This is a genomic window from Paraburkholderia kururiensis JCM 10599 = LMG 19447 (genome assembly GCF_003986935.1).
In the GTDB taxonomy this organism is placed as follows: domain Bacteria; phylum Pseudomonadota; class Gammaproteobacteria; order Burkholderiales; family Burkholderiaceae; genus Paraburkholderia; species Paraburkholderia kururiensis.
In genome coordinates this window covers 103,317-116,244 of the sequence record NZ_RJZE01000017.1, presented here as the reverse complement: position 1 = coordinate 116,244, position 12,928 = coordinate 103,317, and the positions used below count along the sequence as shown (strand labels likewise).

The 12,928-nt window shown below is 67.5% G+C and carries 10 protein-coding genes; 9 read left to right on the top strand and 1 reads right to left on the bottom strand.

The window, feature by feature from the left end; translation table 11 throughout:
• The first annotated feature begins 104 nt into the window (after positions 1–104).
• From PKKP23_RS20930 to araH, 6 genes are all read left to right on the top strand, one after another.
• Complete coding sequence (locus tag PKKP23_RS20930) at positions 105–1,856, top strand: IlvD/Edd family dehydratase (protein ID WP_126878264.1); 1,752 nt, start codon at positions 105–107, stop codon at positions 1,854–1,856.
• A 16-nt stretch (positions 1,857–1,872) separates the two neighbouring features.
• Positions 1,873–2,802: a dihydrodipicolinate synthase family protein gene (locus PKKP23_RS20925; protein ID WP_126878263.1), complete on the top strand. Its 930-nt coding sequence runs from the start codon at positions 1,873–1,875 to the stop codon at positions 2,800–2,802.
• A 31-nt stretch (positions 2,803–2,833) separates the two neighbouring features.
• On the top strand, positions 2,834–3,769 hold the full coding sequence (locus PKKP23_RS20920; RefSeq protein WP_126878262.1) for a Gfo/Idh/MocA family protein: 936 nt from the start codon (positions 2,834–2,836) through the stop codon (positions 3,767–3,769).
• Between the two features lie 175 nt (positions 3,770–3,944).
• Positions 3,945–4,949: an arabinose ABC transporter substrate-binding protein gene (locus tag PKKP23_RS20915; RefSeq protein ID WP_017775819.1), complete on the top strand. Its 1,005-nt coding sequence runs from the start codon at positions 3,945–3,947 to the stop codon at positions 4,947–4,949.
• Between the two features lie 26 nt (positions 4,950–4,975).
• A complete protein-coding gene (gene araG, locus PKKP23_RS20910) occupies positions 4,976–6,529 on the top strand; it encodes an L-arabinose ABC transporter ATP-binding protein AraG (protein ID WP_017775820.1) in 1,554 nt (517 codons plus the stop codon).
• A 66-nt stretch (positions 6,530–6,595) separates the two neighbouring features.
• Complete coding sequence (araH, locus tag PKKP23_RS20905) at positions 6,596–7,642, top strand: L-arabinose ABC transporter permease AraH (protein ID WP_126878261.1); 1,047 nt, start codon at positions 6,596–6,598, stop codon at positions 7,640–7,642.
• A gap of 42 nt (positions 7,643–7,684) precedes the next feature.
• Here the strand turns inward: araH and PKKP23_RS20900 are convergent, their stop codons facing one another.
• Positions 7,685–9,052 carry a CapA family protein gene (locus PKKP23_RS20900; protein WP_126878260.1) on the bottom strand — a complete coding sequence of 456 codons (1,368 nt, stop codon included), beginning with the start codon at positions 9,050–9,052 and terminating at the stop codon, positions 7,685–7,687.
• Positions 9,053–9,105: 53 nt separating this feature from the next.
• Between PKKP23_RS20900 and PKKP23_RS20895 the strand changes: the two genes are divergently transcribed.
• The 3 genes from PKKP23_RS20895 (at position 9,106) to PKKP23_RS20885 (ending at position 12,827) form a co-directional block, all read left to right on the top strand.
• Positions 9,106–10,476, top strand: coding sequence for a sensor histidine kinase (locus PKKP23_RS20895; protein ID WP_126878259.1), 1,371 nt, complete (start codon positions 9,106–9,108; stop codon positions 10,474–10,476).
• 399 nt (positions 10,477–10,875) lie between these two features.
• A complete protein-coding gene (locus PKKP23_RS20890) occupies positions 10,876–11,895 on the top strand; it encodes an AAA family ATPase (protein WP_126878258.1) in 1,020 nt (339 codons plus the stop codon).
• A gap of 29 nt (positions 11,896–11,924) precedes the next feature.
• Positions 11,925–12,827 carry a DUF58 domain-containing protein gene (locus tag PKKP23_RS20885; protein WP_126878257.1) on the top strand — a complete coding sequence of 301 codons (903 nt, stop codon included), beginning with the start codon at positions 11,925–11,927 and terminating at the stop codon, positions 12,825–12,827.
• The last annotated feature ends 101 nt before the right edge of the window (positions 12,828–12,928 follow it).

Genomic DNA, 12,928 nt, shown 5'->3' with positions numbered 1-12,928 from the left:
TAATGTCGAAATAGATATCGGAAACGTCTGGATTTTCATTGGAAGGTTATCAGACTTGTCCTTAAACTGTGCCGCATATTTCGCCTTGAGAACAAACAGAGACGATGTCGGCTTCGAAACCCAAACTGCGCTCCCAACAGTGGTTCGGCACCACGGACAAGAACGGCTTCATGTACCGAAGCTGGATGAAGAACCAGGGCATTCCAGACCACGAATTCGACGGCCGGCCCATTATCGGCATCTGCAATACGTGGTCGGAACTCACGCCGTGCAATGCCCATTTCCGCAAGCTCGCGGAGCACGTGAAGCGCGGCATCTACGAAGCCGGCGGTTTCCCGGTGGAATTCCCCGTGTTCTCGAACGGCGAGTCGAACCTGCGGCCCACCGCCATGCTCACGCGCAACCTGGCGAGCATGGACGTGGAAGAGGCCATTCGCGGCAACCCCATCGACGCCGTCGTGCTGCTCGCCGGCTGCGACAAGACCACGCCGGCGCTCTTGATGGGCGCGGCCAGCTGCGACGTGCCGGCCATCGTCGTCTCGGGCGGCCCGATGCTCAACGGCAAGCTGGAAGGCAAGGACATCGGCTCCGGCACGGCCGTCTGGCAACTGCACGAGTCGCTGAAGGCGGGCGAGATCGACCTGCATCATTTCCTTTCGGCCGAAGCCGGCATGTCGCGCTCGGCCGGCACCTGCAACACGATGGGCACGGCCTCCACGATGGCGTGCATGGCCGAAGCGCTCGGCGTGACGCTGCCGCACAACGCCGCCATTCCCGCCGTGGACGCGCGCCGCTACGTGCTCGCTCACATGTCGGGCATCCGCATCGTCGAGATGGCGCTGGAAGGGCTCACGCTCTCGAAGCTGCTCACGCGCGAAGCGTTCGAAAACGCGATTCGCACGAACGCGGCCATCGGCGGCTCGACGAACGCCGTGATCCACCTGAAAGCGATTGCCGGCCGCATCGGCGTGCCGCTCGAACTGGAAGACTGGATGCGCATTGGCCGCAACACGCCCACCATCGTCGACCTGCTGCCCTCGGGCCGCTTCCTGATGGAAGAGTTCTATTACGCGGGCGGCTTGCCCGCCGTGCTGCGGCGCCTGGGCGAAGCGGGCCTGATTCCGCATCCCGACGCGCTCACCGCGAACGGCAAGACGCTGTGGGACAACGTGCGCACGGCGCCCAACTACAACGACGAAGTGATCCGCCCGCTCGACAAGCCGCTCATCGCGGACGGCGGCATCTGCATCCTGCGCGGCAACCTGGCGCCGCGCGGCGCGGTGCTCAAGCCCTCGGCGGCCACGCCCGAGCTGCTCAAGCATCGCGGCCGTGCCGTGGTGTTCGAGAACTTCGACCACTACAAGGCGACCATCAACGACGAGTCGCTCGAAGTGGATGCGGATTCCGTGCTCGTCATGAAGAATTGCGGTCCGCGCGGCTATCCTGGCATGGCCGAAGTGGGCAACATGGGCCTGCCGCCGAAGCTCTTGCGGCAGGGCGTGAAGGACATGGTGCGAATTTCGGATGCCCGCATGAGCGGCACCGCTTACGGCACCGTGGTATTGCACGTGGCGCCGGAAGCCGCGGCGGGCGGTCCGCTCGCGGCGGTGCGCACGGGCGACTGGATCGAGCTGGACTGCGACGCCGGCCGGCTCCATCTGGACATCAGCGACGAAGAACTCGCGCGGCGCCTGTCCGACGTCGATCCGCTCGCAGCACCGGGCGTGGCCGAGCAGAGCGACCGCGGCGGCTACGCGCGGCTCTACGTCGATCACGTGCTGCAGGCCGACGAAGGCTGCGACCTCGACTTCCTCGTGGGCCAGCGCGGCTGCGCCGTGCCGCGTCACTCGCATTGAGCAGGACTTGAGAGTCATGAACACGAACGCGAAGCGTCCTTACAGCGGCATTTTCCCGGTGGTGCCCACCACCTTCACCGAGACCGGCGAACTCGACCTGGCGAGCCAGAAGCGCGCCGTCGACTTCATGATCGACGCCGGTTCGGACGGCCTGTGCATTCTCGCGAACTTCTCCGAGCAGTTCGCGCTGACCGACGACGAGCGCGAGACGCTCACGCGCACGATCCTGGAACACGTGGCAGGCCGCGTGCCCGTCATCGTGACGACGACGCACTACGGCACCCGCGTCGCCGCCGAGCGCAGCCGCCGCGCGCAGGACCAGGGCGCGGCGATGGTCATGCTGATGCCGCCGTATCACGGCGCCACCTTCCGCGTGCCCGAGCCGCAGATCTACGACTTCTACGCGCGCGTGTCGGATGCCATCGACATTCCGATCATGATCCAGGACGCACCCGCGAGCGGCACGGTGCTCTCCGCGCCGTTCCTCGCCCGCATGGCGCGCGAGATCGAGCAGGTGGCGTACTTCAAGATCGAAACGCCGGGCGCCGCGAACAAGCTGCGCGAGCTGATCCGGCTGGGCGGCGAAGCCGTGGAAGGTCCGTGGGACGGCGAAGAGGCCATTACGCTGCTGGCCGACCTCAACGCGGGCGCGACGGGCTCCATGACGGGCGGCGGTTTTCCCGACGGCATCCGTCCGATCATCGAAGCGCACCGCGAAGGCCGCCTCGACGACGCCTTCACGCTCTATCAGCGCTGGCTGCCGCTTATCAATCACGAGAACCGTCAGGCGGGGCTGCTCGCGTGCAAGGCGCTCATGAAGGAAGGCGGCGTGATCGACTGCGAACTGCCGCGCCATCCGCTGCCGGCCATGCATCCCGAAACGCGCGCCGAACTCGTCGCCATTGCGCGCCGGCTCGATCCGCTCGTGCTGCGCTGGGCAAAGTAAGCACACGAGAACCGCGCAAAGCAAAGCCACCATGACGACGAATTCGACCTACAGCATCGCCATCGCGGGCGTCGGCAAGATTGCCCGCGACCAGCATCTGCCCGCCATCGCGGCTCACAGCGGCTTCGACCTCGTCGCCTGCGCGAGCCGCCATGCCGAGGTGGACGGCGTGCGCAACTACAAGACCATCGAAGAACTGCTCGCCGCCGAAAGCGAGCTGGACGCCGTGTCGCTCTGCGCGCCGCCCCAGGTGCGCTATGCGCAGGCGCGCGCCGCGCTGGAAGCCGGCAAGCACGTGATGCTCGAAAAGCCGCCCGGCGCGGGCGTGAGCGAAGTCGAAGCGCTGCGCGAACTCGCGAGTGCCCACAACCGCACGCTCTTCGCGACGTGGCATTCGCGCCATGCCAGCGCCGTGGAACCGGCGCGCGGCTGGCTCGCGCAACGCACGATCCGCGGCGTGCACGTGCGCTGGAAGGAAGACGTGCGCCGCTGGCATCCGGGCCAGCAATGGATCTGGGAGCCGGGCGGCCTCGGCGTCTTCGATCCGGGCATCAACGCGCTTTCCATCGTCACGCGCATCCTGCCGCGTGCGGTGCTGCTGCGCGCGGCCACGCTGTGGATGCCCTCGGACGCCGCCACGCCCATCGCCGCGGAACTCGACTGCATCGATACGCTCGGCGTGCCCGTGCGCGCGGAGTTCGACTGGCGCCATGGCCCGGTCGAGCAATGGGAAATCGACGTGGAAACCACCGACGGCCTGCTCTCCATCAGCGAAGGCGGCAAGCGGCTGTCGATTGCGGGCGAGCCGGTCGAGCTTGGACCTGAGCGCGAATATCCGTCGCTCTATGAACACTTTCACACGCTCATCGCGAACGGCGCGCACGACGTGGACGTGCGTCCGCTTCAACTGGTGGCCGACGCGTTCCTGCTTGGCCGGCACGTGGAGGTGGAGGCGTTCGGCGGCTGAGCGGTCTCGTTCGGGACCGCACCTGCCGCAGCCGGCTAGGCAGAACAAAACAGAAGCAGCACCCACGCCTGAACCTGCTTGATCCGGTTCAAACCAGCTTGAAATCAGCTTGAAACCAGCTTGAAACCAGCTTGAAACAAACGGTTGAACAACAACCACTCACCAGGAGACTCGCATGACCCGCACCCTTCGCCGTCTGACCCTGCGCGCCGCGCTCGCCGCCATGTGCGTGGCGCCGCTCGGCATGCTCGCCACGGCCCAGGCCGACACGCCGCTCAAGATCGGCTTTCTCGTGAAGATGCCCGAGCAGGCATGGTTCATCAACGAGCAGAAGGCCGCCACGGCGCTCGGCAAGCAGGAAGGTTTTTCGGTGGTGAACATCGGCACGCCGGACGGTGAAAAGGTGCTGTCGGCTATCGACAACCTCGGTGCACAAGGCGCGCAAGGCTTCGTGATCTGCGCGCCGGACGTGCGTCTCGGACCGGCTATCGCCGCGCGCGCGAAGCGCTACAACATGAAGTTCGTGACGGTGGACGACCAGTTGGTCGACTCGTCGGGCAAGCCGCTTGCCACCGTGCCGCACCTCGGCATGTCGGCGTTCAAGATCGGCAACCAGGTGGGCCAGGCGATCTCGGACGAAATGAAGAAGCGCGGCTGGAAGCCCGAAGAAGTGGGCGCGCTGCGCGTGACCGACTACGAACTGCCCACGGCCAAGCTGCGCACCGACGGCGCCACGCAGACGCTGCTCGCCAACGGCTTCAAGAAGGAAAACATCTTCGACGCACCGCAGAAGACCACCGACGACGAAGGCGGCTTCAACGCAGCGTCGCCCGTGCTCGCACAGCACCCGAACATCAAGAAGTGGGTGGTGTTCGCGCTGAACGAAGAAACGGTGCTGGGTGCCGTGCGCGCAACGGAACAACTGCACATTCCGTCTGCCGACGTGATCGGCGTGGGCATCAACGGCGCAGGCGAAGCGTTCGCCGAGTTCCAGAAGAAGGAACCCACGGGTTTCTACGGCACGATCGCGGTGAGCTCGACGAACCACGGCAAGCAAAGCACGCAGAACCTCGTGGACTGGATCCGCAACGGCAAGCAGCCGCCCGCCGACACGCAGACCACGGGCAAGCTGATGACGCGCGAAAACTGGCAGGCCGTGCGCACCGAGCTGGGCATTTAATCTGAAGGCGTGCGGGCAGGGATGCAATGACTGAAACGATGACTCATGCAGGCGCGGCCGCCGCGCCGGCGAGCGGCGGCAACAACGGCGCCGGGCGCGCTTACCTCGAACTCGACGGGATCTCCGTGAGTTTTCCGGGCGTGCGCGCGCTCGACCGCGTGTCGCTCACGGTGCGCGCGGGCGAAGTGCTCGGCTTGATGGGCGAAAACGGCGCCGGCAAATCGACGCTGCTCAAGGTGCTCTCGGGTGTGAACCATCCGCAGGAAGGCACGCTGCGCTTGAACGGCGTGGAGCACCGCTTCGCCACCACGCGCGCCGCGCTGGATGCGGGCATCGCGATCATCTATCAGGAACTGCATCTCGTGCCCGAGCTGACGGTGGCGGAAAACCTGATGCTCGGGCAGTTGCCGAACCGGCTCGGCGTGGTGGACGAGAGCACGCTCGTCTCGCGCGCCATGGACGAATTGAAGCGTCTTGGCGAGCGCATCGACCCCAACACGCCGGTCAAGAATCTCTCCATCGGCCAGCGCCAGATGATCGAGATCGGCAAGGCGCTGATGCGCGACGCGCGCGTCATCGCCTTCGACGAACCCACGAGCTCGCTCTCGGCGCGCGAGACGGTCAACCTCTTTCGCATCATCAACGCGCTGCGTGCCGAAGGGCGCGCGATCATCTACGTCACGCACCGCATGGACGAGGTCTATGAGCTGTGCGACCGCGTCACGGTGTTCCGCGACGGACGCCACATCGAGACGTTCGAGTCGGTGGACGGCCTCGAGCGCGACCGGCTGATCGCCTGCATGGTGGGCCGCTCGATTGCCGACGTCTACGGCTACCGGCCGCGCGAGGCCGGCGACGTGATGATCGAGGCGAAGGGCCTGATGGGCCCGGGTCTGGCCGAACCGATCTCGTTTGCCGCGCGGCGCGGCGAGATCGTGGGCTTCTTCGGGCTGGTGGGTGCGGGGCGCTCCGAACTCATGAAGCTGCTGTACGGCGCGGAGCGGCCAAGCGCCGGCCACGTCGAACTGAACGGGCGGCGCGTGGCCTTTGCGAGCCCGCGCGACGCCGTGCGCGCCGGCATCGCGCTGTGCCCCGAAGACCGCAAGCAGGAAGGTATCGTGGCCATCGCATCGGTGGCGGACAACCTCAACATCAGCGCGCGGCGCCATTTCAGCCCCGCGCGCTTCCTGCTCAATGCGCGCCGCGAACGTGAACTCGCGCAGGAATACATCGCGAAACTCGCCATCAAGACGCGCAACGGCGACACGGCCATCGGCACGCTGTCGGGCGGCAACCAGCAGAAGGTGATCCTGTCGCGCTGGCTTGCCGAGCGCATCGAAGTGTTCCTGATGGACGAACCCACGCGCGGCATCGACGTGGGCGCGCGCGCCGAAATCTACAACCTGCTGTACGACCTGGCGGCGGCCGGGCGCACCGTCGTGATGGTGTCGAGCGATCTGGCCGAGGTGATCGGCGTGGCCGACCGCATCATCGTGATGCGCGAGGGCCGCATTGCCGGCACCGTGCCGAAGGCGCAGGCCACCCCCGACGAACTGATCAAGCTGGCGCTGCCGCGCTAGCGCGACGGCATTGCTGATTCACCCGGATCTCCGGACACCGGACGTACCACGAAAGACGAACACGAGATGAGCCAAGCCATGCAACCCCAGGGCACTTCCTCCGTTACCGAACCGGCCGCCGAAGCAGTTGCCGACGCAGTTGCCGAAGCAGCCGGGCCCATCACGCCCCGCAAGGCGCGCACATGGGACGTCATCAACAAGTCGGGCATCGTGGTGGTGTTCGTCGTGCTGTTCGCGGTGCTCTCCGCGACCGTGCCCGACTTTCTCACCACCCGCAACATCCAGGGCCTGCTGCTCTCGGTCACGCTGATCGGCTCGATCGCGGTCACCATGATGTTCGTGCTCGCGCTCGGCGAGGTGGACCTTTCGGTCGCCTCCATCGTCGCGTTTTCGGGCGTGGTGGCGTCCACCGTCATCACGCAGTCGCATAGCGTGATGCTCGGCATTGCGGCCGGCGTGCTGGCGGGCGGGGCGGTGGGCCTCGTGAACGGCGTGCTGATCGCGCGCTTCAAGATCAACTCGCTGATCGCGACGCTCGCCATGATGGAAGCGGTGCGCGGCCTCGCGTTCCTCACTTCGAACGGCGACGCCGTGATGATCTCGGAAGAGCGCTTCTTCGACCTGGGCGGCGGCTCGTTCCTCGGCATCTCGTTTCCGATCTGGAGCAACATCATCGGCTTCGTGGTGTTCGGCTTCCTGCTCAAGAAGACGGTGTTCGGCAAGAACGTGCTCGCCGTGGGCGGCAACAGCGAGGCGGCGCTGCTCGCGGGGCTGCCCGTGACGCGCATCAAGATCGTTGTGTTCGTGCTGCAAGGCCTCGTGACCGGCTTCGCGGGCGTGATGCTGGCCTCGCGCATGAGCCTGGGCGACCCGAAGACCTCGGTGGGGCTGGAACTGGGCGTGATCTCGGCGTGCGTGCTGGGCGGCGTGTCGCTCACGGGCGGTGTGGCGACGATCTCCGGCGTGCTGGTGGGCGTGCTGATCATGGGCGCGGTGCAGGACGCCATGAGCCTCATGAACGTGCCGACGTTCTACCAGTACCTGATTCGCGGCGGCATCCTGCTGCTCGCGGTGCTGTTCGACCAGTTCCGGCGCAGCCGCCGGGCGGTTTGAAGCACGGCTGAGGGAGCCGCTGAGGCGGGCAGGCGTTCGGGCTCACCAACGCCACGCCAGCACTTCTTGCGCATCGCCCACGCGCTCCACGCGCACCCCGAAACGCTCGCCTTGCTGCGCGAGCGTTTCGTGCAACCAGGCCACATCTTCGTCGCATGCGTGCGTGAGCCTGAAATGGCGGATGCGCATGGGTACGGCCTCCAACCCGCTCAAAAGGCCCGTGGCCGCATCCAGCACCGGAAAGTACATCAGCGTGAGGTCGGGCCGGTACTGCGTGTGGCCTGGAATGCCCTCGTAGTCGTTCAGAAAGTCGCCGCAGCCGTAGAACACCGGCTTGCCGCGATACACCTCGATCGCCCGCACGTGATGCGACGAGTGGCCGTGGATCACGTCCGCGGCGCCCGCATCGATGAGCCGCTCGGCGAATGCCTGTTCCGCGCGCGAAACGTGAAAACCCCAGTTGTCGCCCCAATGCAGCGAGATCACGACGAGGTCGCCGGGCCGGCGCATGTCGGCGACGTGGCGGGCAACGGCGTCGGCGGTTTTTATCGATAGATCGGGCAGCACGTTCACGCCGTTGTGCCGGGCGCTCGCGGCCCAGGCGGGCGGCACGCCCGCGGTTTCGCTGCCGTATGCGTAGACGAGAAGCCGGCGGAGCGGGGCGGCGTGTTCGTCCTCCTGAACGGATGCGGGCGGGCCGCCCGCGGCACTGTCCTCCCCCAGCTCGATCACAGCCGGCGCCGCCGCGGCTTGCGCGTCGTGGCCCGCGCCTGCCGTCCGGATGCCCGCTTCGTGCAGGCACGCGAGCGTTTCGTCGAGCCCCGCGTAGCCCCAGTCGAGCACGTGGTTGTTGGCGAGCACGCAGCAGTCGGTGCCCGCTCGCACGAGGCACGTCAGACTCGCCAGATTCGCGGGATGCATGCGGTAGTGAATGCGCTTGTCGGGCCACCAGGCATCGCTCGTCGTCACGGCCGTTTCCAGATTGACGATGCGCGCGTGCGGTGCGCGCTCGGCCAGCACGGCGAGCGCATCGCCCCACGGATAAGCGGCATCGACAGGTGACGGAATGCGGCCCGTGGCGCGCACGGCGAGCTTCACGTACCCGGTGGCGGAGCGCACGTAGGGCTCGTGGAGATCAGGCTGGCCCGGGTGGGGCAGGATCTGGTCGATGCCTCGGCCCAACATCACGTCGCCGCAGAGGAAGAGGCGCACAGCGGTGCGCGTCGCGGCCTGCTGCCCGGCGGCGTTCGGGGCAGCGTCCGGGGCGGGGATAGGGTTCAGCTTGGGATCGAGCTTCGCTTTTGGCGTCATGTGCGTGTCCGGCGGGCCGCTGCGGACCAGTCTGGAAACGGTTCGCCCGCGCTCTTTGATCTGTGTCAATTGAAACGCCTGTGCGGCCGCCACAATCATTCCGATCTGTTCAGCATCGGACCGTGGCGCGCACCCGCCGGACCAATAAACCAATGAATTCACCCGCCATCCTGGTCCTCACCGTCCTGGTTCTCAGCGTCCTGCTGATTGCCGCACTGGCGGCATCGGCCTGGCTGTTCGCCAGAATGCGTCGCGCCGTGAAGCAGGCCGAAACGCAGGAGAACCAACTGCAAGCCATCGTCTCGACGGCGGCAGACGCCATCGTCACCGTGGACGAGCAGCACCGCATCGTCATGTTCAATCCCGCCGCGGAACACATGTTCGGGCGCGCGGCCGCCACCGTGCTGGGCGAAGACGTGGGCGTGCTGATTCCGGTGCGCTTTCGCGCCGGCCATCGCCAGCACGTGGCCCGCTTCGGCAAGGAAGGCGTAAGCCTCAAGACCATGAACGGCGGCCGCGACGTGGTGGCGCTGCGTGCGGACGGCACCGAGTTCCTGATCGATGCGTCCATTTCCCGCGCAACCGCACAGGGCAAGCGGCTCTACACCGTGGTGGCCCGCGACATGACGGAGCGCCACCGCTTCCAGAACGCGCTGCGCGAGAGCGAGATGCGCTACCGCGAACTCGCGCGTTCGCTGCAACGCGTGCGCGAGGACGAGCGCGCCGTGCTCGCGCGGCGGCTCCACGAGGGGCTCGGGCAGCCGCTCACCGCGCTCAAGATGGAGATGTCGGCGCTCGACGCGCAAACGCACCGCGACAGCCTCGCGCGCATCGAAGGCGAAAGCGACGCCGCCCGCGTGCTGCGCGAGAACGTGGACGGACTCGTGGACCATCTCGTCGCGCTGGTGCGGTCGCTCGCGTCCGAGCTGCGTCCGCCGATGCTCGACGACCTGGGCCTCGCCGCCGCGCTCGACTGGCTGGCCGGCGACCTCGCCACGCGCTACGGCCTGCGCGTGGCGCTCGACGTGACGGAGACCGAACTGGATCGCGACGTGGCCACCGTGCTCTATCGCATCGTGCAGGAAACCCTCGACGACGCGGGCCGGCAGCAGCGCGATGCGGACTTTTCGCTGGTGCTCGGGAAGGCGGGTGGGTTGGTGGTGCTGAGCCTTGGTGAAGAGCCACGGCGTGGCGCGGATGCAGGTGGCGAGCGCGGCGAGGCACATGATGCGAATGGTGCGAATGGCACGAGTGGCCCGGCCAATGTGAGCGGTACGGTGGCTGCGGCGGGTGTCATCGGTGCAGCCGGTGCAGCAGGCGTGAGCGTCGTGTCGCAGCCGGCCATCCGCACGCCCACGCCCGCGTGGCTGCTCTCCGTGCAGGAGCGCGTGGCCGCCTTGGGCGGTCGCGTCGAGTATGTGCCTTCGAATGGGCCCTCCAGCGCGTCTCCGACGGCGACGGGCGGCACGCTCGCCATCTCCATTCCGCACAACGGCGAGGCAAGCGCCGCCGTGCCGGACTGACTAACTCGGGTCGGCCTGGGTTGGCCTGGGTTGGCTCACGTCGGCTCACCTAAGCCGACAACCGGCCGTGCTGCGTTCTTCGACGGCGTGGCGAGCTTCGCGTAACGGCGGACTTCGTTGCGCCGCCTCGTCAACGCCTGGCTCGTTTGCCTTCGCCACACTGCGCCGGTTCGGTGACAGTGTGTGCCGCTCCCTCCCATCGAACCTTGTGCTGCGCTCGTCACGCGCGCCGTTGCTGCAAGGCCTGCGCGCCATCGCCGGCGCCTTGGCCCACACCGTTGTTCGCTCTGCTGCACTGCGATCGGCATGAGAGCTGCTTGCGGCCTCGCGGTGCGGCCAGTCGGCAGGTGTCGTCGCCTCCCCAATCGGGGCCGCCAGGAGAAGAAGGAGGAGCGGCCAATGGCATTGGGCGAGAGACTTCAGGACTGGCGCGCAAACGCGCTGCGGCTCGAAGACGAAGTGGGCAAGGTCGTGATCGGCCAGCAGCCGACCATCCGCCTCATCACCGTGGCGCTCTTCGCGCGCGGCCACGTGCTGCTGGAAGGCGGCGTGGGCGTGGGCAAGACCACCGTGCTGCGCGCCTTCGCGCGCGCCGTGGGCGGCGAGTTCGAACGCGTGGAAGGCACCATCGACCTCATGCCGGGCGACCTCGTCTACCACACCTACGTGGATGCCGAAGGCAAGCCGCGCATCGACCCCGGCCCGCTCTTGCGCAAAGGTGAGCGGCTCACCACGTTCTTCTTCAACGAGATCAACCGTGCGCGCCCGCAGGTGCAGTCCCTGCTGCTGCGGGCGATGGCGGAGCGCTCGGTCTCCGCGTTCGACCGCGAATATCGCTTTCCGCACATGACCGTGTTCGCGGACCGCAACAAGGTGGAGAAGGAAGAAACCTTCGAGCTGGCCTCCGCCGCGCGCGACCGCTTTCTGTTCGAACTGAACATGCCGACGCCGGCCGACCCCGACGTGCGCCGCGCCCTCGTGTTCGACACTGTCTTCCACGACGCCGACGCGCTCATCGAAACTGTGCGGCCGGGCGTGGTGGCCTGGGAGGAACTCAACAGCATGGGCGCGGCGATCCAGCAGGGCATTCACGCGAGCGAGGCGATCGAGCGCTACGTGCTCGACATCTGGAGCGCGACGGAAACGCCGCAGACCTTCGGCATCGCACTCGACGACGTGGACATGGACCGCCTGATTCTGGCGGGCGCGAGCCCGCGCGGCATGAGCGCGCTGCTGCGCGCCGCGCGCGTGAGCGCCTGGCTTGCGGGCCGCTCGCACCTCACGCCGGAAGACGTGCACGCCGTGCTGCCTGCGGCGCTCGGCCATCGCGTCTTCTTCACGCCCATTTACGAACTGCGCCGCCAGGAACTGGCCCAGGCGCTGGTGGCGCAGATCGTGGCGCGCCTCGCGGTGCCTTGAGCGCCGGGGGGAGGAGGGAGACACCGTTCATGAAGGCGCCGCGCGAATTCCATTACCGTCTGCCGGGCCGCGCAAGCGGTTTTCGTCCCGGCTCGCACCCGGGCACGAGCTTCGGACCGGGGCAGGAGTTCGCGTTGCACGCGCGGCTCGTCGATTACCCCGACCCGCGCCGGCTCGACTTGCGCGCGAGCATTCAGTCGGTGCGCGGCGAATGGCTCGTGCGGCTCAATCTGCAGCGCGTGGCGGTGCCGGTGCAGGTGATCGTGGACGTGTCGGCGTCCATGCGCTTCGGCGTGAAGCGTTCGAAGCTGCACGTGGTGGCCGACTTCGTCGAGGCGCTCGGCTACAGCGCATTCAGGAGCGGCGACCGCGTGGGCATGGCCGCGTTCGACCACACCGAACGCAACGACCTGAGCGCGCCGCCGCGCTACGGACGCGGCAGCGGCGACGTGATGGCCGCGATGCTGCGCAGCGAGGCGGCTGCGTCCCACGCGGACATGCCCACGCCGTGGAACAGCGCCGCCGCCGGCGCCGGCAACGGCACGGCGGCGCTGGCGCGCGTGGTGGCGAAGCTCGCCGGGCGGCAGGCACTGGTATTCATCGTCTCGGATTTTCATTGGCCGCTCGACGGCATGCCCGCGATTCTCGACATGCTCCTGCACGCGCACGTCGTGCCGATGGTGGTGTGGGACCCCGCGGAACTGGACGCGCCCGAACGCGGCGGCCTGCTCGACGTGCGCGACATGGAGACCGGCGCGCGCCGCACCGTGTGGCTCTCGGGCCAGGTGCGCGCGAAGTGGCGCGAGGCCGTGGCGCGACGGCGTGCGGAACTGGTGAGCCTCTTCGGCAAGCGCGCCATGGCGCCGTTCTTCATGGAAGGCGAGTTCGAGCCCGAGGCGCTCTCGCGGTACTTTCTGGAGCAGAGCGTATGAGGCAGCGTGCGGCGCGTCGCGACGAGGTCCGGCGAGGCGGCGCGATGCGTGTCGCTGCGCGGACCTCGGCGAGCTCCGTTGCAATTTCCGTGGCAACTTCC

Bases quoted from the DNA above. Each gene is read 5' to 3' on its own strand.
- PKKP23_RS20885 (WP_126878257.1), top strand. From the start codon at position 11,925: ATGAAGGCGCCGCGCGAATTCCATTACCGTCTGCCGGGCCGCGCAAGC.
- PKKP23_RS20900 (WP_126878260.1), bottom strand. From the start codon at position 9,052: ATGATTGTGGCGGCCGCACAGGCGTTTCAATTGACACAGATCAAAGAG.
- PKKP23_RS20890 (WP_126878258.1), top strand. From the start codon at position 10,876: ATGGCATTGGGCGAGAGACTTCAGGACTGGCGCGCAAACGCGCTGCGG.
- PKKP23_RS20930 (WP_126878264.1), top strand. From the start codon at position 105: ATGTCGGCTTCGAAACCCAAACTGCGCTCCCAACAGTGGTTCGGCACC.
- PKKP23_RS20895 (WP_126878259.1), top strand. From the start codon at position 9,106: ATGAATTCACCCGCCATCCTGGTCCTCACCGTCCTGGTTCTCAGCGTC.
- PKKP23_RS20915 (WP_017775819.1), top strand. From the start codon at position 3,945: ATGACCCGCACCCTTCGCCGTCTGACCCTGCGCGCCGCGCTCGCCGCC.
- araH (WP_126878261.1), top strand. From the start codon at position 6,596: ATGAGCCAAGCCATGCAACCCCAGGGCACTTCCTCCGTTACCGAACCG.
- PKKP23_RS20925 (WP_126878263.1), top strand. From the start codon at position 1,873: ATGAACACGAACGCGAAGCGTCCTTACAGCGGCATTTTCCCGGTGGTG.
- araG (WP_017775820.1), top strand. From the start codon at position 4,976: ATGACTGAAACGATGACTCATGCAGGCGCGGCCGCCGCGCCGGCGAGC.
- PKKP23_RS20920 (WP_126878262.1), top strand. From the start codon at position 2,834: ATGACGACGAATTCGACCTACAGCATCGCCATCGCGGGCGTCGGCAAG.